Origin of the sequence: Algoriphagus sp. (assembly GCF_029254265.1) — a bacterium.
Classification (GTDB): Bacteria; Bacteroidota; Bacteroidia; order Cytophagales; family Cyclobacteriaceae; genus Algoriphagus.
In genome coordinates this window covers 33,147-55,118 of the sequence record NZ_JAQWXX010000122.1, presented here as the reverse complement: position 1 = coordinate 55,118, position 21,972 = coordinate 33,147, and the positions used below count along the sequence as shown (strand labels likewise).

19 protein-coding genes are annotated in these 21,972 nt (G+C 37.9%); 4 read left to right on the top strand and 15 right to left on the bottom strand.

Annotated features, from left to right (window positions below; translation table 11 throughout):
* Positions 1–84: 84 nt before the first annotated feature.
* The 4 genes from P8O16_RS18530 to P8O16_RS18515 all read right to left on the bottom strand — a co-directional run bounded on the left by P8O16_RS18530 (position 85) and on the right by P8O16_RS18515 (position 5,208).
* Positions 85–1,254 carry an AraC family transcriptional regulator gene (locus tag P8O16_RS18530; RefSeq protein WP_300317252.1) on the bottom strand — a complete coding sequence of 390 codons (1,170 nt, stop codon included), beginning with the start codon at positions 1,252–1,254 and terminating at the stop codon, positions 85–87.
* Between the two features lie 92 nt (positions 1,255–1,346).
* A complete protein-coding gene (locus tag P8O16_RS18525) occupies positions 1,347–1,922 on the bottom strand; it encodes a phosphatase PAP2 family protein (RefSeq protein ID WP_300317250.1) in 576 nt (191 codons plus the stop codon).
* Positions 1,919–2,830, bottom strand: a complete 912-nt coding sequence (gene hemF / locus P8O16_RS18520; RefSeq protein WP_300317247.1) for an oxygen-dependent coproporphyrinogen oxidase — start codon at positions 2,828–2,830, stop codon at positions 1,919–1,921. The genes P8O16_RS18525 and hemF overlap by 4 nt, the downstream gene beginning before the upstream one ends.
* 17 nt (positions 2,831–2,847) lie before the next feature.
* Positions 2,848–5,208, bottom strand: coding sequence for a BamA/TamA family outer membrane protein (locus tag P8O16_RS18515; RefSeq protein ID WP_300317244.1), 2,361 nt, complete (start codon positions 5,206–5,208; stop codon positions 2,848–2,850).
* A 79-nt stretch (positions 5,209–5,287) separates the two neighbouring features.
* Between P8O16_RS18515 and P8O16_RS18510 the strand changes: the two genes are divergently transcribed.
* Positions 5,288–6,034: an RNA methyltransferase gene (locus P8O16_RS18510; protein ID WP_300317242.1), complete on the top strand. Its 747-nt coding sequence runs from the start codon at positions 5,288–5,290 to the stop codon at positions 6,032–6,034.
* Positions 6,031–7,026, top strand: a complete 996-nt coding sequence (locus P8O16_RS18505; protein WP_300317240.1) for a bile acid:sodium symporter family protein — start codon at positions 6,031–6,033, stop codon at positions 7,024–7,026. The genes P8O16_RS18510 and P8O16_RS18505 overlap by 4 nt, the downstream gene beginning before the upstream one ends.
* 20 nt (positions 7,027–7,046) lie before the next feature.
* Here the strand turns inward: P8O16_RS18505 and P8O16_RS18500 are convergent, their stop codons facing one another.
* From P8O16_RS18500 to P8O16_RS18455, 10 genes are all read right to left on the bottom strand, one after another.
* Complete coding sequence (locus P8O16_RS18500) at positions 7,047–7,307, bottom strand: acyl-CoA-binding protein (protein WP_300317239.1); 261 nt, start codon at positions 7,305–7,307, stop codon at positions 7,047–7,049.
* A gap of 119 nt (positions 7,308–7,426) precedes the next feature.
* Positions 7,427–8,713: a citrate synthase gene (locus P8O16_RS18495; protein WP_300317237.1), complete on the bottom strand. Its 1,287-nt coding sequence runs from the start codon at positions 8,711–8,713 to the stop codon at positions 7,427–7,429.
* Between the two features lie 239 nt (positions 8,714–8,952).
* The gene (locus P8O16_RS18490; protein WP_075352105.1) at positions 8,953–9,375 is read right to left on the bottom strand and encodes a BrxA/BrxB family bacilliredoxin; all 423 of its coding nucleotides are present in this window, start codon (positions 9,373–9,375) and stop codon (positions 8,953–8,955) included.
* Between the two features lie 21 nt (positions 9,376–9,396).
* Entirely contained in the window at positions 9,397–9,750 is a 354-nt protein-coding gene (locus P8O16_RS18485) for an iron-sulfur cluster assembly protein (RefSeq protein WP_300317234.1), read from the bottom strand.
* Entirely contained in the window at positions 9,743–10,174 is a 432-nt protein-coding gene (locus tag P8O16_RS18480) for a SufE family protein (RefSeq protein WP_300317277.1), read from the bottom strand. The genes P8O16_RS18485 and P8O16_RS18480 overlap by 8 nt, the downstream gene beginning before the upstream one ends.
* The gene (locus P8O16_RS18475) at positions 10,174–11,397 is read right to left on the bottom strand and encodes a cysteine desulfurase (protein WP_300317231.1); all 1,224 of its coding nucleotides are present in this window, start codon (positions 11,395–11,397) and stop codon (positions 10,174–10,176) included. Before P8O16_RS18475 ends, P8O16_RS18480 begins: the two co-directional genes overlap by 1 nt.
* Before the next feature lie 6 nt (positions 11,398–11,403).
* Positions 11,404–12,672 (bottom strand): Fe-S cluster assembly protein SufD, encoded by a 1,269-nt coding sequence (gene sufD / locus P8O16_RS18470; RefSeq protein WP_300317229.1) that lies wholly within the window; start codon positions 12,670–12,672, stop codon positions 11,404–11,406.
* 22 nt (positions 12,673–12,694) lie between these two features.
* The gene (gene sufC / locus P8O16_RS18465) at positions 12,695–13,459 is read right to left on the bottom strand and encodes a Fe-S cluster assembly ATPase SufC (RefSeq protein WP_075352108.1); all 765 of its coding nucleotides are present in this window, start codon (positions 13,457–13,459) and stop codon (positions 12,695–12,697) included.
* 46 nt (positions 13,460–13,505) lie between these two features.
* Positions 13,506–14,951 carry a Fe-S cluster assembly protein SufB gene (gene sufB / locus P8O16_RS18460; protein WP_300317225.1) on the bottom strand — a complete coding sequence of 482 codons (1,446 nt, stop codon included), beginning with the start codon at positions 14,949–14,951 and terminating at the stop codon, positions 13,506–13,508.
* Between the two features lie 231 nt (positions 14,952–15,182).
* Positions 15,183–15,656 carry an Lrp/AsnC ligand binding domain-containing protein gene (locus P8O16_RS18455; protein ID WP_075352110.1) on the bottom strand — a complete coding sequence of 158 codons (474 nt, stop codon included), beginning with the start codon at positions 15,654–15,656 and terminating at the stop codon, positions 15,183–15,185.
* 610 nt (positions 15,657–16,266) lie between these two features.
* On the opposite strand from P8O16_RS18455, the gene P8O16_RS18450 reads away from it, so the two are divergent.
* Entirely contained in the window at positions 16,267–18,186 is a 1,920-nt protein-coding gene (locus P8O16_RS18450; RefSeq protein WP_300317222.1) for a M14 family metallopeptidase, read from the top strand.
* 4 nt (positions 18,187–18,190) lie between these two features.
* Positions 18,191–21,019 carry a prolyl oligopeptidase family serine peptidase gene (locus P8O16_RS18445; protein ID WP_300317219.1) on the top strand — a complete coding sequence of 943 codons (2,829 nt, stop codon included), beginning with the start codon at positions 18,191–18,193 and terminating at the stop codon, positions 21,017–21,019.
* Between the two features lie 37 nt (positions 21,020–21,056).
* On the opposite strand, the gene P8O16_RS18440 is transcribed toward P8O16_RS18445, so the two are convergent.
* Positions 21,057–21,851 carry a thymidylate synthase gene (locus P8O16_RS18440; protein WP_300317216.1) on the bottom strand — a complete coding sequence of 265 codons (795 nt, stop codon included), beginning with the start codon at positions 21,849–21,851 and terminating at the stop codon, positions 21,057–21,059.
* Positions 21,852–21,972: the final 121 nt, after the last annotated feature.

Sequence of the window (21,972 nt, the reverse complement as noted above, 5' to 3'; positions counted from 1 at the left end):
AAAATAAAAAAAGTCACTCAAAAAGCCAAATAGAGCTGTTTTAGCTTGCTAACAATCGATGAATTGACACATTTGGGACAAATGCTAAGCTATATTCAACTGGTTTTTGTATTGTGAGGGCGTCATTCCTTTATATTTCTTAAAGGAATTAATGAATGAATTTCTATTGTTGAATCCGCATAGATCAGCGATTCCCTCAAAAGTTTTTTGCTCCAAATGCCCATTTTCAATCATCCGAATACTTTCATTCACTCGCTCTTTATTGATCAAATCTGAAAAGGAGCAGTTTAGGTATTTGTTAATGTAGATAGTTAGAAGGTAGCTTGGTATTTCAGTGTCTCTTGCAAGATCAGCTAAGGAATATCCTTTGATTAGAAAGACCTTTTCATCTATTAAAGATTTGTGAACTTTTACCTCAAGCTCTTTGACTTTTTCTAAGCTCATTACATGTTTATCTAAGTTTTCATCTACCTCATTTTGCTCGTTTTTGATGAATTCAAACTCGTCTAATCCATAAAGAATTTTTGGAAAGAAAAGCAAAGCTATTCCGGCAAAAATAGTTACTAGTGCAACGGAAAAATGAATTAAATCGAAAGCAAGCATTGGGTCACCATTCAGTCCAATTATAAAATAAGGGAGGAATGAAAAGAGTAAAAGGAAAAGGTAGAGTGAGATCCATTTAAGCCAAGTTGTACCAAACTGTTTTTTCGTTTTTAAAAATCGTTTTCTGTTTTTATAGATGATTCTAATCGAAAGTGTCCAATAAAAGGCAATTAAAACTGTCCTGAAAATTCCATAAAAGTTTGAAGGAAAAAATCGTGATTGATTGAAGTTGGTGAACTCCGCAGGATTTTCGATTTCACTTAGGATTAGTGCGAGTTTTTCCGAAGAACTTAAAAAGTAAATTGGTAAGAAATCAACAAAAAATATCAGAAACGGAACCAAGTGAATCAAATCTTTCCATGAAAGTGAGTTTTGATAAACTACATTCCGAATATATAAATAGAGAAAAGGTGCAAATAATAATCCTGCTAAGTTTCCAGTCCGATACAACCCCGGGAAATAGACCATCGCTCCGGATGAAATCAAGCTACCTAGAAAAATCCCATGAGTCTTTAAGAAAATAGAGGAAGCCAGGAGTATATTAGTTCTAACTTTTTTGATACCAAAAACAAAAAGGACCAAACTTACTTGAACTCCTATGATGATTGATATGAAATAGCCTAGCTCTTTGAAATTTAAAAGTATATCCATGAATGTATTCTAAATTCTAAGATAAGAATAAAAAAAAACCTGAAGCATTTACTACAGGTCTTATTAATTCGGTCTTTAAAATAATCAAACTTTTATTTTAAAAATGTTTTTAGTATTTCCCGCTTTACAAACACAATTAAAAACCAAGTAAGCCAGCCGGCAATTATTCCTATAACTGCCCCCAGAAGGATATCAAAAGGATAATGAACACCGAGATAGATTCGAGTGTATGAAATGAGAAATGCCCAGAGGTAGAGCCATTTCAAATATGGGATTTTGTCCTTCAGTTTAAGATTTAGAAATGTGGCAATTCCAAAAGTGTTTGCCGCATGAGAAGAAACAAACCCGAATAATCCACCACATCTTCCATAATTATGCATGATTCCTTCCCATCTTTCGTCATGACAAGGTCTCAAGCGTTCGAAAAATGGCTTCATAAACCCTGAAGTAACTTGATCAGAAATAAGTATAGTCAAAGCAGCCCCACCTAGAACCCACCAGATCCCTTTATTTTCAGCACGATAAATCAGATAAATCAGAATCGCATAAAATGGAATCCAAGTGACAGTCTGAGTCAATTGAAATACAATTGGATCCAGCCAATCTGCATGAAAGCTATTTAGCCAAATAAATAATTGCTCGTCCCAGCCTTTTAATCTCTCAATCATTTCTCAAAATTTAGCCAATCGATTCCCTTTTTCAAATTCTTTTGAGTAAAGTCCTCCATGCTGCCTTCAACTACCTCATGCATGTATTCCCAGTTGGCTACGGGAGGCATACTCATGAGAATACTTTCTGTTCTCCCATTTGTATCCAATCCAAATTTTGTTCCTGCATCCCAAACCAAGTTGAATTCTACATATCTTCCCCGCCTCAAACCTTGCCATGAAACCTCATTTTCCCCATAAGGCAAAGAAGAATTTTTTGACATAAAATATCCATAAACCTCAGGGAAGAGTCTTCCAATCGCCAGACTAAAATCAAGTATTTTTTCAAATCCTTCATCATTCTCAGCTTTGAGCCTGTCATAAAAAATGCCTCCTATACCTCGGGTTTCATTTCGATGTTTAATAAAAAAATAGTCATCTGCCCAATTTTTGAATTTTGGGTAATAGTCTTTTTCAAATCTGTCGCAGACTTCTTTTACCTTTTGGTGGAAATAATTTGCGTCTGCAGGATCAATGTAATGGGGGGTAAGATCAATTCCTCCACCAAACCAATACTCCCCATTATCCATTTCAAAATACCGAATATTCATATGAATGATAGGTACCATCGGACTCTTGGGATGAATCACGATAGATACGCCAGTTGCAAAAAAATCTGCTTCGTCTAGACCAAGTTTATCTAAAATCTTTTTTGGGGTAGGGCCATGTACCGCAGAGAAGGCTATTCCCGCTTTCTCAAGAATCGCTCCGTTTCGGAAGATTCGAGTTCTTCCACCTCCTCCTTCAGCACGATTCCATTTGTCCTCTTCAAAATATCCTCTTCCATCTGCTTTGGAGATTCCTTCACAGATGTAGTCTTGCATTTGCTGGTAGATTTCAGCGATTTCTTCTTTTGTTTTTATTGCCATTTCTTCGATATGATGAATTAGAATGGATAACCTATCCCAAAATTAAGAACGGTTTGCCCTTTTACACCAAATGGGTTTCTAAATGATATATTGTCTAGGACCCATCGATCTCCTTCCGGCTGAGCTGGGTCAATTGCCTTTGTAGCCAAATCTAATCGTATAACTAAAAAGTCGAAATCCATTCGTAGACCAATCCCAGAACCAACGGCAATTTCTTTATAAAATCGATTGAAGCGGAAATCAGCACCTGGTCGGGAATTATCTACCCCAATTACCCAGGAATTACCTGCATCTATGAAAAGAGCCATGTCAAAATACCCTATAAGTTTTCGTCGGTATTCAAGCATCGTTTCAAATATCATCTCAGCAGGCTGTTCGACAGGATAATCATAAGGTCCTCTTTCGCCTATTCTTGGAGAGTAACTCCCAGGCCCCAGTCTTCGGGCCTGCCAGGCCCGGATACTGGTTCCTCCTCCTGCAAAGAAATATTTTTCATAAGGAAGAATACCATTACTGATACCGTAGGGTTGTGCAATTCCAAAATTAGCTCTATAAGCTAACGTCTGCTTTTTGTCCAAAGGGTAATACCTTCTAAAGTCTGCCTGGAATTTGAGCCATTGGAAATTAGCAAATTCAATATCCTCACTGTTGTCTTTGACATTCAGGAAGTTCAGGCTAGTGCCACCACTTTCAGCAAAAAGGCGGAGGAGTGAGGCGCTATTGTTTTTGAAATTACCGTATTGATTGAAGTTAATAATCGACTGTCCAGATATTGAACTGATAAATGAGGGTAAGAATGACCAAATCAGGTTATTACCTTGACTCTGTAGATCTGTTAATATTTGAAGAAACTCATCCTGAATCTGAGGTGTTCGAATGTAATTCAGGTCAGCCGCATTGATGGTAAATTGCTGACGATTGTTTTGAGTGGCCCAAGTATAAGATAGTAAACCATTCAAGCCACTCCGTGTATATTCCGGTCTGTTGGTATAGTTGTATCCAATTTGGGTTCTGGTATTTGGGTTAAACTTCCCGAATTTTTGAAGACTCGATTGATAGAATGGGATCAGAAATCTCGGAAATATGACCGAAGCTGATGTGCCTAATTCTCTACTCTGGTAGACTCCCTGATCGGTAGCTGAGGCTACTCCTTCGAGTCCTGCCCGGAAGTTGAATTCCAAAATCTCCCCTGCCCTGAAGAAGTTGCGATTCCTTAGCGAGGCGCTGAAGAAAGGGCCGGGAAGCTGCTCGGTGATGCTTAGACCAAGTTGATTAGTCAGTTGATATTTTTGGTTTGGCTGGGTTACAATCTTAGCTAAGAGTGAGGTGCCTAAAGTATCGAAGGAAATATTGATGAATCGAAAGAGATCGAGATTACTCAGTTGTTTCTGTGTCTCAATAAAATCAGAACGCTTATATCGCTCGCCTTTTTGGAAGAAGATTCTTGAGGATAATATTTTTTCAGAATAACGATCTCTATAGAATTCAAAATCAATATTTCTATAGTTTCGGATTACATTTCTGTCTTCAAAATCTTCAGATGGGGGATTTACGAAAAAATAAATGGAGTCAATTGTATAGACTTCATGATCCTCCGAAAATGTTGGTTTTAGAATTCGCTGCTCCGCGTTTATTGATTTTTTAGCAGTATCATAATAAAGGTTGTAATCTATAAATCCCTTATTAAACATGAAAAACCCATTATTCTTTAAAAGATCTTCAATTCGATTCCGCTCAGATACAAATGCATCTTGATTGTAATATTGTCCAACTTTCAAATAAGATTTGTTTTGACTCTGAGCAAGTAACTTTTTGATAGATTCGTTATCAGAATTGGTATAAATGGAATCTATGGTGTAAGGTTTTTTCTCATCAATCAGATAAGTTACTGTCGCTTTTTTCTTTTTAGTATCTACCCTAAAGTCGACTTCTGAATCTAAAAAACCATGATTGTAGAGGTAATTGTCTATTTCAGTTACAGTAAGTTGAGTTTTACTGCTATCTAGTTTGGTTACCGGATTACCAGTACGCATAAGGAAGTTTCCAAACTCTAATTTTTCCTCATAATCCTTTATTTTGGATTCAAGTTTATCTGCTCTTTTTTGAAGCTTTCTATCTCCTTCGCTTTCCTTTAGTTGGGATTTGGCCTCCTGAAGCTCTATTCTTTTATTTTCAAGCTTATTGGCGACTTTTGCACTATCATAAAAACCTTCTCCAAGGCGATAAATGGTAACGCCTAAAGAGCTATTGGTCAGTGGGATTCGTGTGTTTGGCTCTGAAAGAAAAAGATTGGATATAGCCTCTTCATCAGAATTTTTAATTCCTTCCAGCTTATTTTCATAAAGTGCATATTGACCCTCAGGTAGGTTTTTAGTCAATGAACAACTGCCAATTATCCAAAGAACACTGATAAAAAGTATATATTTGAGGGATTTCAAAATGGAATAATAAGTCCGAATGCTTAGCAAAAATACAGTTAAGTTTATTAAATCCTTACATCAGAAGAAATTCCGGAATCAGGAACAGCGATTCTTTGTGGAAGGTGAGAAAAGCGTTTTAGAAGTACTTAATTCTACTTTTGAGGTAGAGCTTCTACTTGCCACAGAACACTTCATTTCTGTGAATAGAGCTTTAATATCTAAGACCAATACTGAATTGATTCCCGTTACCCAGAAACAACTTGAGGGGCTCGGGCAATACCAGAGCAATGATAGTGCCTTAGCGGTAGTTAAACTTAAATCTAATCAGGAATTCGATTATCCTGCCGGTAAGTTGGTAATTGGTTTGGATGATGTTCGTGATCCTGGAAATCTAGGGACAATCATTCGGATAGCGGATTGGTATGGAATAAAGCACCTGGTTTTTTCTCCTCAGACAGCCGATTTTTATAATCCTAAAGTGATCCAAGCGAGTATGGGGTCCTTTACAAGAGTTGATTTTTTCTACACGGATCTTAAAAGTATTTTTGAGAAATGGAATGTGCCCATTTATGGAGCGTTTCTAAACGGCCAAAATATCCACCGAATGCATCAACCCAATCCGGGAATTATTTTAATGGGGAATGAATCCCAAGGTATCTCTGACGAATTAGAAAAGTTGGTTACTCAAAAAGTGACAATTCCAGGTTTTGGTGCCGCCGAGTCCTTGAATGTGGCAATTGCAACTGCGATTATTTGTGATAATTTCAAGCGACTTCTACCTTGAAAAGTTCGGGAATAGTAGGTCTCCTAAATAAAGTAGGAATAAACGGCTTTTTGCTGGGCTTATTTGCCGCAATATTTCTAGGCTGGATTTTTCCTCAGTTTGGATCAGCAAAGTCTGACATTCCCTGGAAGGAAATTATCAACATAGGTATCGGATTGGTATTTTTCTTTTACGGAGTGAAACTTGATCCTAAGCAACTGAGATCGGGGCTTCAAAACTGGAAGTTACATGTTTTAATTCAGCTCGCTACGTTCCTTATTTTTCCTCTACTGGTTTTAGGAATTCTTAAAATAGTACCATGGATAGAGGATGATTTTAAACTTGGAATCACTTATCTGTCGGTATTGCCTTCTACAGTCAGTGCCTCGGTTGTCATGGTTTCTTTGGCCAGAGGAAATATTCCAGCAGCGATTTTTAATGCGAGTATCTCTAGTTTATTGGGTGTTGTGATTACTCCTGCATGGATGGGTATTCTGGGGAATTCTTCCGGTTTGGAACTGGATTTTACTTCTACTTTAGGTGAATTGACTCTGAAAGTGCTACTTCCTGTTTTTCTAGGAGTATCCCTTCATAAATTAATTTTCCCAAAACTTGAAAAACATCTTTCAAAATTGAAAATGCTTGATCAGACAGTGATCATGATTATTGTTTATACTTCGTTTGCACAGTCATTTTCGCAGGAGGTTTTTTCTCCTTACCAATTGAGTACGCTTTTTAAAATCAGTTTTTCAATGTTGATTTTATTCTTTTTGATTTGGGCTATTATTGAACTGTTTAGTCGTTTTCTGGGATTCAAATTAGAAGATCGAATCACCGCTTTATTTTGCGGGTCAAAAAAATCACTTGTTCAAGGGGTTGTAATTGGGAAGGTAATTTTCCCAGATCCTGCAATTTTGGGTTTGGTATTGCTTCCGGTTATGCTTTACCATATTCAGCAACTGATAGCAGGTTCAATTATAGCAAGCTGGTTTGCTAGAAATAAAAAAGCCTGATTACTCAGGCTTCAGATCTTTTAAAGATGTTTTTTCGATAATTCTTCGACAAGTTCGATATAGGAATTGATTGCTTCTTCTTTGCTTTTCCCCTTATAGTTTAGCCAGCTAATGTATTTGGCTGCTGCCTTGAAATCAAATCCTCCCGGTCTTTCTGTAAGATTGTCACCTTCTGTGGCTTGTTTATATAAGCCATAAAGCTTGAGTAAATCTTCATTGCTTGGTTTTGAAGTGAATTGTTGTGTGAGGTTTTTAGCTTCCTCCAAATTTGTAATAGTCATTTTAAATTGGTTTGGGTGTTTTCAATTTCAAAAATGAGTCAAAAATCACTTGTTTACAATTCTATTTAACAAAAAAAACCAGTCACTTGACTGGTTTTTAATAAAAGGGAAATATCAAATTATCTTCTGTTCATAGAAACATAATCACGCTCATTCGCGCCTGTGTAAACTTGACGAGGACGACCGATTGGCTCATTATTTTCTCTCATTTCTTTCCACTGAGCAATCCAACCTGGAAGTCTTCCCAATGCAAACATAACTGTAAACATATCAGTAGGAATTCCAAGAGCTCTGTAAATAATTCCGGAATAGAAATCGACATTTGGATACAATTGACGATCGATGAAATATTGATCGTTCAATGCAGCGAACTCAAGTTCTTTTGCGATTTCCAAAATTGGATCGTTAACTCCTAGCTTTTCTAGAACATCATCTGCTGCTTTTTTGATGATTTTTGCTCTCGGATCGAAGTTTTTGTAAACACGGTGACCAAAACCCATCAATCGGAATGGATCATTTTTATCTTTTGCTTTGTCTAAGTATTTCTTAGCATCACCACCATCTGCTTTAATAGCTTCAAGCATTTCGATTACTGACTGGTTAGCTCCACCATGGAGTGGTCCCCAAAGTGCATTTATACCGGCAGATATGGAAGCATAAATACTTGCTTGTGATGAACCAACGATTCTTACCGTTGAGGTCGAACAGTTTTGCTCATGATCTGCATGGAGGATTAATAACTTGTCCAATGCAGAAGCTACAACTGGATCTACATCATATTTCTCTGCAGGAAGTGCAAACATCATTTTGAGGAAGTTTGAACAGTAGTCCAAAGAATTGTCAGGGTAATTCACAGGATGTCCCATCTCATTCTTATAAGCCCAAGCTGCGAAAGTTGGCATCTTAGCAATTAATCTGATGATGCTCAAATTTACCTCTTCAATGTTTCTGTTTGGATTCAAAGAATCTGGATAAAATGCTGTCAAAGCACAAATCAAGGAAGATAAAACTCCCATTGGATGGGCGTTGGAAGGGAAACCTTCAAGAATTTTTTTGATGTCCTCATGAACTAGGGTGTGATGAGTGATTTCTTTGGAGAAATTTTCGTACTCAGCTTGAGTTGGCAATTCTCCATAAATAAGAAGGTAAGAGACTTCAAGAAAAGTAGACTTTTCAGCAAGGTCTTCAATTCGATAGCCCCTGTATCGGAGTATGCCTTCTTCTCCGTCCAAAAAAGTAATTGCACTTTTTGTTGCTCCGGTATTTTTGTATCCAGGATCTAGGGTGATTAATCCTGATTCAGAACGTAATTTTGCAATATCAATTGCAGATTCGTTTTCTGTTCCGGTGATTACTGGAAATTCAAATTCTTGTCCTTTAAAGGAAAGTTTAGCTGATTCAGACATAAATAAATTATTAGTATTGCTCAAAGGGTTAAACCTTAAATAGTGGCCTTAAGTTAACAAAAACACTAAGTTTTTTTAAGTTTAATATGTTGATCGGAAAAATAATCTTTCGAAATCACCTTTTTTTCGAAATAAAGTATTCTCAATTTCTTTTCAGTTTTGAAAGACCAAAAGTTATTTCAATAAGTATTTAATATTTCCGATTTTTTTAAATTAAAAAAAGCCCCGAAGGGCAATTTTTAGTCACAGAAATGTTCGAAAACCTCTACCAAGTGGTCACCAATCATTTTAGCATTTCGGCCTTCTATATGATGTCTTTCGATAAAATGAACTAATTCACCATCCTTAAATAGTGCCATTGCCGGGGAGGAGGGAGGATAAGGTAATACAAGCTCTCTAACTTTCTCTACTGCATCGCGATCATTCCCAGCAAAAACAGTCGCTAATGTCGTTGGCTTTACCTTTGAATTTTCTACAGCATATTTAATACCTGGCCTTGCTGCACCGGCAGCACAACCGCAGACAGAGTTTACTACTACCAATGTTGTTCCTTTGTGGTCTGGTCCTAGATGAGTAGCTACTTGCTCTGCTGTTCTGAACTCTTCAAATCCTATGGTCGAAAGTTCCGCTCTCATTGGAGCGATTAATTCCTCTGGATACATATCAATTAAGTTTATTTTGTTTTATAGAAATCCTAATTCAAGTTTTGCTGCTTCTGACATCATATCTTGAGCATATGGTGGGTCAAATGTCAGCTCTAGCTCTACGTTATTTATTCCTTGGATTTGCTGAATTTTATCCTTGATCTCAGAGGGAATAAATTCTGCAGAAGGGCAATTTGGAGAGGTCAATGTCATCAAAACGTAAACATTATTTACAGGGTAAACTGTGATTTCATAAATCAATCCCAGCTCATAGACATCTACAGGAATTTCTGGATCATATACCAATTTAATCGCCTGTATGACTTTTTCTTTTAAGCCTTCAATCTGCCCTACGTTATTTTCTTTTTGCTCAGTTTCCATGTGATTAGACATTTTGATTGCTTTGGATTGCTAAAGCAAATAATTTGATTTGCTTGATCATGGCAGCAAAACCATTAGATCTCTGGCTTCCAATGATTGATCCCATCCCAATTCTATCTACAAAATTAAGTTTTGCATCAAGAATTTCTTCAGGAGTCCGATCATTTAAAACCCGGAGCAAAAGGGATATTAAGCCTTTGGTGATATCCGTATTGGAGTCAGCCATATAGTGAACCTTTCCGTCTTGCTCTTCAGCAATCAACCAGACTTTGGATTGGCAACCTTTAATGATGTTTTCTTCAATTCGGGCTGCTTCAGGAAAGGACTCCATAGCTGAACCCAACTCCATGATGTAGTAGATAGTCGATTCTTTGTCATCCCCTAGGATTTCAAATTCGGAAACTATTTCATCTTGGATCTCAGCAATACTGTTCATCATTTATTTTTTATTCTAGCGATTCGGCTTATACCCTCTGCTAATTTGTCAATTTCAGATTTGGAATTATAAACAGCGAACGAAGCTCTAACAGTTCCTTCAAGTCCTAATCTTTTCATCAATGGCTGAGTACAGTGATGACCTGTTCGTACTGCAATTCCATTTGCGTCCAGCATCATACCTACATCATAAGGATGCATTCCATTGATATTAAATGACAACACGCTAACTTTTTCTGCAGCAGTACCGACTGGGATGAAACCTTTTATTTCACTCATCCGCTCATTGGCGTATGCGAGCAGTTCATCCTCGTGAGTTTTAATATCTTTTTTACCCAACAAATTGATGAAGTCAAGTGCAGATTTGAATGCAATTACATCAGCAATATTAGGAGTACCTGCTTCGAATTTGAATGGGATTTCATTGTAGGTGGTTTTTTCAAAAGTGACTTCTTTGATCATTTCTCCACCACCTTGGAATGGAGGCATAGCTTCCAGAACTTCCCTTTTTCCATACAAAACGCCCAAACCAGTAGGTCCGTAGAGCTTGTGCGCTGAAAAAGCCAAAAAGTCACAATCTAATTTTTGTACGTCAACCTCCAAATGACTGGTGCTTTGGGCACCATCTAAAAGGACTTTTGCACCAACTGCATGTGCAGCATTGATAATTTTTTGAACAGGATTGATCGTTCCCAGAGCATTCGAAGCATGCACTATGCTGACAAATTTTGTCTTTGGAGAAAGTAATTTCTCAAATTCCGCATAAATGATTTCGCCTGATTCAGTAATAGGAATAATCCTTAAAACTGCCTCTTTTTCCTCGCAGAGCATCTGCCAAGGCACGATGTTGGAGTGATGTTCTAAAGTAGAGATGATGATTTCATCTCCTTTTCCTATAAATTTTCTTCCAAAAGTTGCTGCTACCAGATTTATACTTTCCGTAGTGCCTTTAGTGAAAATAATCTCTGCGGCCTCTTTGGCATTAATGAAGTTTTTAACAGTTTCTCTCGTCTCTTCAAAATACCTGGTAGCCCGATCAGCTAGTGCATGTGCTCCTCGATGGATATTTGAATTGTCATGGTTGTAATAGGTAGTCAATGCATCTAGCACAGCCTGAGGCTTTTGTGTGGTTGCTGCATTGTCAAAATAAACCAAGGGCTTCCCATGTACTTCTTGATGAAGTACTGGGAACAAACTCCTGATTTTTTCGATATCAAAACTCATGAATGATTATAGTTTGGCACCAAGGCGATCTTCTACCAATTGTGTGCAGTATGTTTTAAAAGCCTCATGCTTAATATGCTCCAATACTTCACCGGCAAATGCATAAAGCAGTAAGCCTTTGGCCTGCAATTTACCTATGCCTCTGGTCTGAAGGTAGAATAAAGCCTCTTCATCCAACTGTCCAGTGGTGCAACCATGTGAACATTTTACATCATCCGCCCAGATTTCTAGTTGGGGTTTAGTATTAACAACAGCATCTTCTGATAAGAGGATATTGTTGTTTTGCTGGAAAGCATTTGTTTTTTGTGCATCCTGACGGACAAAAATCTTCCCGTTGAATACTCCTCTGGAGTGATCTGCTAAAATTCCTTTATAAAGCTCGTTGGATTCAGCATGAGGAATAGTATGATCGACATTAGTGTGGTTATCCACATGAGTCTTACCATTGAGAAGATACAGTCCATACATATTTCCCTCAGAATTACTTCCAAGTAGATTTAGGCTGAGATTGTTTCTTACCATCTCGCCCGAAAGCGAAATAACAACAGAGCTAAATGTAGAATCCTGTTGAATATCGGTTTCAATGTTACTGACTTCTATTGCGTTTGAACCTTCATTTTGAAGTCTGTAATAATGCAAATGAGTATTAAGCCCGCCTTTGATTTCTACGACTTTGTTTACAAAAAAAGTAACATCCGTCAGATTGATCGTTTGTTCGATAAATGAGGCTTCAGCAAAATCACCAGCCTCTATCCAAATCCGAGGTTGAATTACCTGTCCTGAAGAAATCTTGGTGAAATTCAAGAATAAGATTGTCTTTTCTAATTGAGTCTTTTTCGGGATACTTATAAAAAGACCGTCTGCAAAAGAAGCTTGATTAATGGCGCAAAAGGCGTCTTTCTCAGGCTTCGCAATTTTCCCGATCGAAGTGTCCGATTTTTTTGAAAGTAAAGAGATTTCTATCCCTTCAATTTGAGAAGAAACATTTGACTGAAAATGGCCATTTGCAAAAACGAGAACATCTCCATCAAACCCCTCAAATAGATGTGAATTAACCAACTCAGGAGTAACCTCAAAAGGTTCTGCCATGGTTACATCGGTGAGCTGCTGTTCCAGCTTTTTGGTGATCGCCGTGAATTTATATTCTTCAGTTTTTGCACCGGGTAATCCCTGGATCTCAAAAGCCTCCTTGGCTTGAGAGCGTGCTGATTCAAATCCTTTAGCAGGAAAATCAATCAGGCTCCCAATTTTTGTTTGCTTGGTAAGCGTACTCATAAATTTCTTATTAATTTAAAAATCAGACTGTTGCTTCAGAATCGACGGCTTCTTTAATCCAATCGTATCCTTTTTCTTCCAATTCAAGCGCAAGCTCCTTAGTGCCTGATTTTACGATTCTTCCTTTGTACAATACATGAACATAATCTGGAACTATGTAATCCAATAATCGCTGATAGTGAGTAACTACGATCGTGGCATTGTCTTTTGATTTCAACTGATTTACTCCATTTGACACAATTTTCAAAGCATCAATGTCAAGACCTGAATCAGTTTCATCCAAAATAGAAAGCTTTGGCTCTAACATAGCCATTTGAAAAATTTCGTTTCGCTTCTTTTCTCCTCCGGAAAATCCTTCATTTAAAGATCTGCTGAGAAGTTTCTGATCAATCTCAACGAGCTTCATTTTCTCTTTCATTAGAGTCAAAAACTTAACTGCGTCCAAAGGATCTAGTCCACGATACTCTCTCACTTGGTTCACAGCTGTACGAAGGAAGTTCGTCGAACTTACCCCTGGAATCTCAACTGGGTATTGAAATGCCAAGAAGACACCCTCTCTAGCCCGATCTTCCGGTGAATACTCGAGTAAATCCTTTCCGTTGAAAATTACTTCACCATCTGTTACTTCATATTCTTCCCGACCTGCCAAAACAGATGCAAGAGTTGATTTACCTGAGCCATTTGGACCCATAATGGCGTGAACTTCACCAGCTTTTATTTCAAGATTGATTCCTCTTAAAATAGGCGTTCCTTCGATGGAAGCGTGTAGATTTTTTATACTTAACATTTTTCTAATTTTTCAATTTTTACTGTTCCGATTTTGAATCAGAAAATTATCCAACTGATCCCTCTAGTGTTAATGCGAGAAGTTTTTGTGCTTCTACTGCAAACTCCATCGGTAATTGATTCAACACTTCCTTAGCATAACCATTTACGATCAATGCGACAGCGTCTTCCGTCGCTATTCCTCTTTGATTGCAATAGAAAATTTGATCTTCACCGATTTTAGAAGTCGTAGCTTCATGTTCAACTTTTGCAGTTGGGTTATTTATATCGATGTATGGAAAAGTATGAGCGCCACAACGATCTCCCATTAATAATGAGTCACATTGAGAGAAGTTTCTCGCATTTGTTGCGCGCTTCATTACCTGAACCTGTCCTCGATAGGAATTTTGTGATTTACCTGCTGAGATACCTTTTGAAACAATTCTTGATTTGGTGTTTTTTCCAATATGAATCATTTTGGTTCCGGTGTCTGCCTGCTGATAATTGTTGGTTACCGCTACAGAATAAAATTCACCGATAGAATAATCACCTTTAAGAATGCATGAAGGGTATTTCCAAGTCACAGCAGATCCGGTTTCTACTTGAGTCCAGGATATTTTTGAATGGTCTCCGGCACAGATTCCTCGCTTTGTAACGAAATTGTAAATTCCACCTTTTCCATTTTTGTCTCCTGGAAACCAGTTTTGTACAGTTGAATACTTAACCTCAGCATGAGATCCTGCATAGATTTCTACCACAGCTGCATGAAGTTGGTTTTCATCTCTTTGAGGAGCAGTACATCCTTCAAGATAGCTGCAATACGATTCGTCTTCAGCTACAATTAGTGTTCGCTCAAATTGACCGGTATTTGCAGCGTTAATTCTAAAGTAAGTGGAAAGCTCCATTGGGCAACGAACTCCTTTAGGGATATAGCAGAAGGATCCGTCTGAAAATACTGCAGAATTCAATGCTGCATAGTAATTATCAGTCATTGGTACTACAGAACCCAAGTATTTCTTTATTAAATCAGGATGCTCTTTTACTGCTTCAGAAAATGAACAAAACACAATTCCAAGTTTGCTCAATGTGTCCTTAAAAGTTGTGGCTACTGAAACTGAGTCAAGAACAGCATCGACTGCAATCCCTTGAAGACGCTTTTGCTCGTTCAAATTGATTCCAAGTCTTTTATATATATCCAAAAGCTCTGGATCTACCTCATCCAAATTTTTCGGTTTTTTGGTTTGCTTAGGTGCTGAATAGTACCTAAGTCCCTGAAGGTCGATTTTAGGGTAGTGTACATTTGCCCACTTTGGCTCTTCCATCGTAAGCCAAGTGCGAAATGCCTTTAATCTCCATTCCAAAAGCCATTGTGGCTCTTCCTTTTTAGCAGAAATCCATTGAATGATGCCTTCGTTTAGTCCTATGGGAGCTTCATCAGCTTCATAATTGACTGACCAGCCATGCTCATATTCTTTTGAAGTGAAATCTTCTAAAATCTGATTGTCTTTGCTCATGTTTGCAGAGTTATTTAGACTAATTACAATTTAACTGCAAATGTATAACTTCTAATGAATTTATAATGTTTACAGCTACTTGATTTTTCTATTGCTTATACAATTTCCCTATCTAAACAGTTCCGTTTTGTGTTTAAATGACAGATTTAACGAAAAAAAAAGCATTTATACCTCAATGCTTTTTCTGTCATAAAATTTTAAAATTATTATTTAGATTTAATCCAAATTATTTTATTTCTCTTTGTCAAAAAATTGAATTGGACGATTGATTGACTCCTCTAAAACGATCAAAGTCTCCGTACGATCGATCCCATCTACTTTTTGAATGTTATCAAGGACTGTTCTCAGATGATTAGTATCTCGGCAAATTATTTTAGCAAAAATGGAATAGTTACCTGTTGTGTAATAGGCACTTACTACTTCAGAGATGGTTTTTAGTTTTTCAATAACATTGTCATAGAGCGAACTTTTTTCTAGGTAGATTCCTAAAAAAGCAGAAATGTCATATCCAAGTTTTGCAAAATCAATATTTAAAGTAGCACTTTTCACTATCCCCATATCCTCAAGCTTCTTCATTCGAACATGAACTGTACCCGAACTCACAAATACTTTTTTCGCAATTTCAGTGTAAGGGGTTTTAGCATCTTCATTTAAAAGTGAGATGATCTTTAGGTCTATGTTGTCGATATCTAAAATTTTATCCATTTTTTCGCTGTGGATTTAGATGATTTATAATGAATCCGCTTGTAAATTAGAGATTGTTCAAAATATTGCAAAATATTTTTTTCAATTTGTAATTAAAATCAAAATCACTTTACTTTGTCCCTAGATAAATGTCCAATTGATTATTCTGCTATTGTGATATTTAATCAAATTAAAATTCGCGGCTTATCATTTAGCCAAATTTTAGTTCAAAAAAGGAAAACTTTTAATCTCTAAAGTTATATTTGGGTTTATATTCTGAAAAGAGTCTTGCTACTGGCAAGACTTTTTTGTTTTACAAATTGAGGTATAGAATCATTTTGTGTTGGGGAAATTTGAACTTCCAGAAAAGCCTATTCTTTCACCCTTTTTAATGGCTGTTTTTTTGAATTGACAGTCAAATGTTGACTGGGTATTCAGAGAAGGAAGTTTAAAAGTTTTTAGTGAATGGGATACCTTTTTGTTCTTTTTTTGGTCTACTGACATAAAACCATTGAATTGATTATTAATACTTACGAAAGCAATTTGCCAGTTTCTTCCTCTTTTTTTTTAAGCGGTTGGGGAAAGGGAGACTCCTATATTTATTTTTAGCGTTCTTAAAAATTCTTCTTTAATGAAAAATATTATAGTCTTCTTATTCCTGTTTTTATCTTCAGGTCTTTTATACTCCCAAATAAGATCTTTTCAAAAGGAACATGTTTTCCCTGAAAGCAACCCTAATGCAAAATTTCATACCGTTTCCGGAGAACGTCATGGGAGTTCGTTTTTCAAAAAATTCGAATTCCCTGAAGTAGAATATCAGCCTACTGATCAATTGACCTTCGATAAATACCACACTGTGGATGTAATGTATCATTGGTATATCAAGTGGGCTGAGCAGTTTCCCGAGATAGTTGACTTGTATGAAATTGCTAGATCCTATGAAGGTCGTCCCATCTACCAAATGACTATCACCAATAAAAAAACTGGAAAGGATACTGATAAACCTGCGGCATATTTTGAAGGGGGAAGGCATTCGGGAGAGATTACAGCCAGCGAATCGATTCTCTGGTTGACCAAACATTTATTAGAGAACTATGGTAAAGATCCTGAAATCACTCATTTAATCGATTCAAAGGCGATTTACCTACGTCCTCAGAATAATCCTGATGGATCAAACCTTTACCTTTTTACTGAGCAGCGTAACCGTAGCACTGTAAAACCACATGACAACGACCGCGATGGGCTATTGGATGAAGATCCGGAGGAAGACCTTGATGGAGATGGAGTGATCTATCAGATCCGCAAAAAGGCCATTACCAAAGAGGAAAAAGAAAAGGCAAACTTCATCATTGATCCAACTCATCCTTCCGGTAAACTTATGAAGCGGGTTTTTCCTGGCCAAGGTGAATACCTGATGTATACCGAAGGAATCGATAATGATCTTGATGGAAGTTACAATGAAGATGGAATAGGAGGATTGGATCTTCATCGGAATTATCCAGAAAATTGGAGACCAGATATTGGAGGCGATCTTACCGGAAGAGGATATACCCAGTATGGAGCAGGAGAAGCTCCCTTGAGTGAAGTGGAATCAAAAGCTACTGTTCTTTGGATTCTCAGCCATCCCAATATTTCGGTGGTAAACTCGATGGATACGCGAGTGCCGATGCACCTGAGAGCTCCTTCTACCTCCAAATCGGAGGAGCGTATGTATCCTTCGGATCTTGAAATATATAAGGAAATGGATCAATTGGGTCTTTCCTTTACTGCATACCCTTGGGCAGGTGATGTCTATGAGACGTATGCAACACGCTATAAGGTCAACGAAATGACTGGAGATCCTTTAAAACCAACGCCACTTTTTGGTCATGGACCTGACTTTGGGTACTTCTATTTTGGGAGTATTTGGTATGGGGATGAGCTTTGGAATAATGGTGCGATGAAGGATTACAATGGGGATGGGATTTATGATGACTACGATGGCTTGGTTTGGGATGAAACTGAGAATGGTGGCAAAGGATTTAAGTCTTGGACACCATTTACACACCCTTCCTTAGGTGAAGTTGAGATCGGTGGATTTCACCCAAAGTTTTTTGGACAGAATGGACCTCCTTGGCAGCTTGAAAACTGGGCTAAGAAACAAGCTCTTTTTAACCTTGCAATGGCTAAAAAACTGCCAGAGCTTGAAGTTTCTCCTGTGAGAGTTGTCAAAACAGGAAAAGGAGAGTTTGAAGTATCGATTAGTTGGAAAAATGTTGGTGGGCTGCCTGTTGCACTGGAGCAGGCCAAACTTGTGAAGATTGTGCAGGAAGATCGAGTTTCCCTTGATTTTGATAAGGAATTAACGAAAGGATTTGAAGCTGCGAAAGTTAAAATAATCAGTCCAGAGCTCTATGATAAGACTATTTATTCTGGATATACAGACAAGGGCGAAACCAAGTCGGTTTCCTTTAAAGTAACGGTAGAAGGGGATGAACCGGTTACTGGAAAAATAAAACTTTCCTCAACCCGAGGAGGGTATTTCGAACAAGAATTTAAGCTAAATAATTAAACCAATGACGAACAAACTATCAAAAGGAGTTTTTCTCCTACTGATTTTTGCTGCGCAATTCAGCTTTGCGCAGCAAAAGAGACCCTTGACACATGCAGATTATGATGGATGGGAGCGGGTTGCCTCAGAAAAAATCACTAAAAACGGAATGTGGGTCGGCTATCAAGTATCTCCTCAAGATGGAGATGGGAGATTGGAGATTCTATCATTCAAAAAGCCTACAAACAGAATTGTAATTCCCAGAGGTACAGGTTTTGATTTTACAGCGGATGATTCCTATGCTGTCGGCAAAATCACACCACAACAGGATTCTATCCGAGTCCTAAAGCTCAAAAAAACCAAAAAGGACGATATGCCTTCTGATAGCTTATTCATCTATCAGATGAGTAATGGCAATTTGATAAAAATCCCAAAGGTGAAATCATTCGCTATTCCTTCGGAAAAAGGAAGTTGGATAGCGATCAATTATGAAAAGGAAAAAGAGAAAAAGTCTGTGAAATCAGACACCACAGCTACCGATTCCACCAAAAAAGCTGAAAAGCCAAAGAAAACTGATGGGACAAAGCTAGAGGTTAGGAAATTGGATGGTTCTGTGACTTATAGTTTTGATCGGGTGAAGTCTTATAGTTTTTCTTCAAATGGAGATTTTCTTCAATATGTCTTGGCTGAAGAAGACACCTTAGACAATGCTGCGATTTATTTATTGAATTTGGCGAATGGAGAAAGTAAGTTAATCTCTGAGGGGATGACAACTTATTCGGATATGACCTTTTCCCCTAAATCCAAATACTTAGCTTACTTAGCCACAGAGGATTCCGCAAAATCAAAAAAGCCTTACCATTCGCTCTATCTAGTGAATACTAGTACAGGCAGTATGGAGGAAATAGCTTCAAAAAGCTCTTCGGGAATCCTCGAAAATGGTAGAATCAGCCCAGACGGGAATTTGAAATTTTCTGAAAATGAGAATCGTTTGTTTTTTGGAGTTGCTCCTGATTACGTGGATTATGCTTATCAAAACGACACGACTATCCTTGACGAGGAGCGTGTTAGCCTAGATATTTGGGGATGGCAAGATGCCGAAATTCAACCTATGCAATTGGTGCGCAAATCTCGAGATGAGAAGAAGACATACCTTGCAAGCATGGATTTGGGATCTAAAAAGATTACACAATTAGCAACTCCTGAGCTGGAAAATGTTTCATTGGAATCAAAGGTAGAGCGTGACTTTGGCCTGGCTTACACCGATCAACCTTATAGAAGAAGCTACAGCTGGGATATTCAGATCGGAAGAGATTTGTACTTGGTAGATTTCAAAACAGGACAAAAAACACTTGTAGAAGAAAATGCTTCGGGTTTTCCTTCGATTTCGCCAGAAGGAAAATATGTGACTTGGTATGATGCAAGAGATAGTAGTTGGGTAGCTTATGATGTCGCTTCGAAAGCTAAAATCAAATTGTCCGAAAATCTTCCAACCGTTTTCTATGACGAGATTCACGACAGTCCTTCTTTGCCAGGAAGCTATGGTAGTGCAGGCTGGATTGCCGGAGACGCTGCTGTTCTTATTTATGACCGATTTGACATTTGGAGAATCGATCCAAAAAACCCTTCTGCTGCAATTAATATCACGCAGGGCGTGGGGAGAAAGGAAAATATTGTCTTTAGAAGACAAGACCTTGATCGTGAAGAGCGAAGTATAGATCCAAAAGCCATGCTACTCCTAACAGCATTCAATGAGCAAGATAAGGACGCAGGTTTTTATACAGGTTCTATAGATGGGAAAGCTGCTCCAAAACAAATCTTGATGACTGCTCACAGCTATTCAGGATTGACTAAAGCTAAAGAATCGGATGCGATTTTATTGAATCGATCTACTTATGTGGAGAATCCAGATGTTTACTTGGGTGATTTGTCCTTTAAAAACTTGAATAAGGTCTCCAATCTCAATCCTCAGCAAGCTAATGTAAATTGGGGTTCTGTGGAGCTGGTTAACTATTTAGCAAATGATGGGGAGCCACTTCAGGGTTTATTATACAAGCCTGAAAATTTTGACCCGAATAAGAAGTATCCGATGATGGTTTATTTCTATGAGCGAAATAGTGATGGGATTCACCGCTATAGAGCTCCCGCACCGAGTGCTTCGACTATCAATATTCCATATTTCGTAAGTAATGACTACTTGGTTTTGGTGCCGGATATTAAATATGATTTGGGACTTCCAGGGCCTTCAGCTTACAATTGTATTATTCCTGCTGTGCAGTCAATTGTGGCTCGTGGTTTTGTAGATGCTGATAATATGGCAATCCAAGGACAAAGCTGGGGAGGTTATCAAGTGGCCTATTTGATCACTCAGACTAATATGTTCAAAGCTGCGGGTGCTGGTGCACCTGTAGTCAACATGACTTCAGCTTATGGAGGAATTCGATGGGGAACAGGTATGAGCAGAATGTTCCAGTATGAGCAAACTCAGTCTAGAATAGGTGGCACACTTTGGGAAAAGCCTATTTATTATCTGGAGAACTCTCCGCTATTTTATATGGATCGCGTAAAAACTCCAGTATTGATTATGCACAATGATGCAGACGGATCAGTTCCATGGTATCAGGGGATTGAAATGTTTATGTCCTTAAAGCGATTGAATCAGCCAGCTTGGCTTCTACAATACAATGGGGAAGATCATAACCTGGTTCAGCGAAAAAATAGAAAAGACCTTTCGATACGATTAAGTCAATTCTTTGATCATTATTTAAAGGGAGCTCCTGCTCCGCTTTGGATGACAGAAGGTTTACCTGCCGTGGAAAAAGGAAAGACACTCAAATACGAATTGGGTAATTAAAATAGAAGCTCCGAATTTTCTAAATTCGGAGCTTTTTTTATACTGCTACAGCCGCTTTGATATGTGGGTGTGGATCGTAATTCAAAAGCTCAAAATCTTCGTATTTAAAGCCAAAAATATCCTTTACATCAGGGTTTATTTTCATTGTAGGCAATGGTAGAATATCTCTGCTCAATTGCAAATTTGCCTGTTCCAAATGATTGGAATATAAGTGTGCATCACCAAATGTATGTACAAAATCTCCTGGCTTTAAATCACAAACTTGTGCAACCATCATAGTAAAAAGGGCATAAGATGCAATGTTGAAAGGAACACCTAAAAATACATCTGCACTTCGCTGGTATAGTTGACAGCTTAGTTTGCCGTCAGCGACATAAAACTGAAATATCGTGTGGCAAGGAGGCAAAGCCATGTGATCCACATCTGCTACATTCCATGCACTTACAATATGCCTTCGGCTGTCGGGCTTGGTCTTGATCTGATGAATTAGGTTTTTGATTTGATCGATTTCGCCACCTTTTCCGTCAGGCCAATGTCTCCATTGATATCCATAGACAGGCCCTAGATCTCCATTTTCATCAGCCCATTCATCCCAAATAGATACTTTATTTTCCTTTAGGTAGCCAATATTTGACTCTCCGCGGAGAAACCAAAGTAACTCAATAATTATTGATCTGAGGTGCAGTTTTTTGGTCGTCACCACTGGAAAACCTTCGGATAAATCAAACCTCATTTGATGGCCAAAAATACTGAGAGTTCCCGTTCCGGTTCGGTCTTCTTTTTTCACTCCTTCATCAAGGATTTTCTGCATCAAATCGTGATACTGCTTCATATTTTTTATTGCTTTTCTAGGAGGGCCAAGTTAAGGAGTTCGACTAATAAAAGGAACTGAAAACAAACAAAGACTAGCCAAACTTATTATACTTGGAAAGAAATTCGAACTGAATTTAATC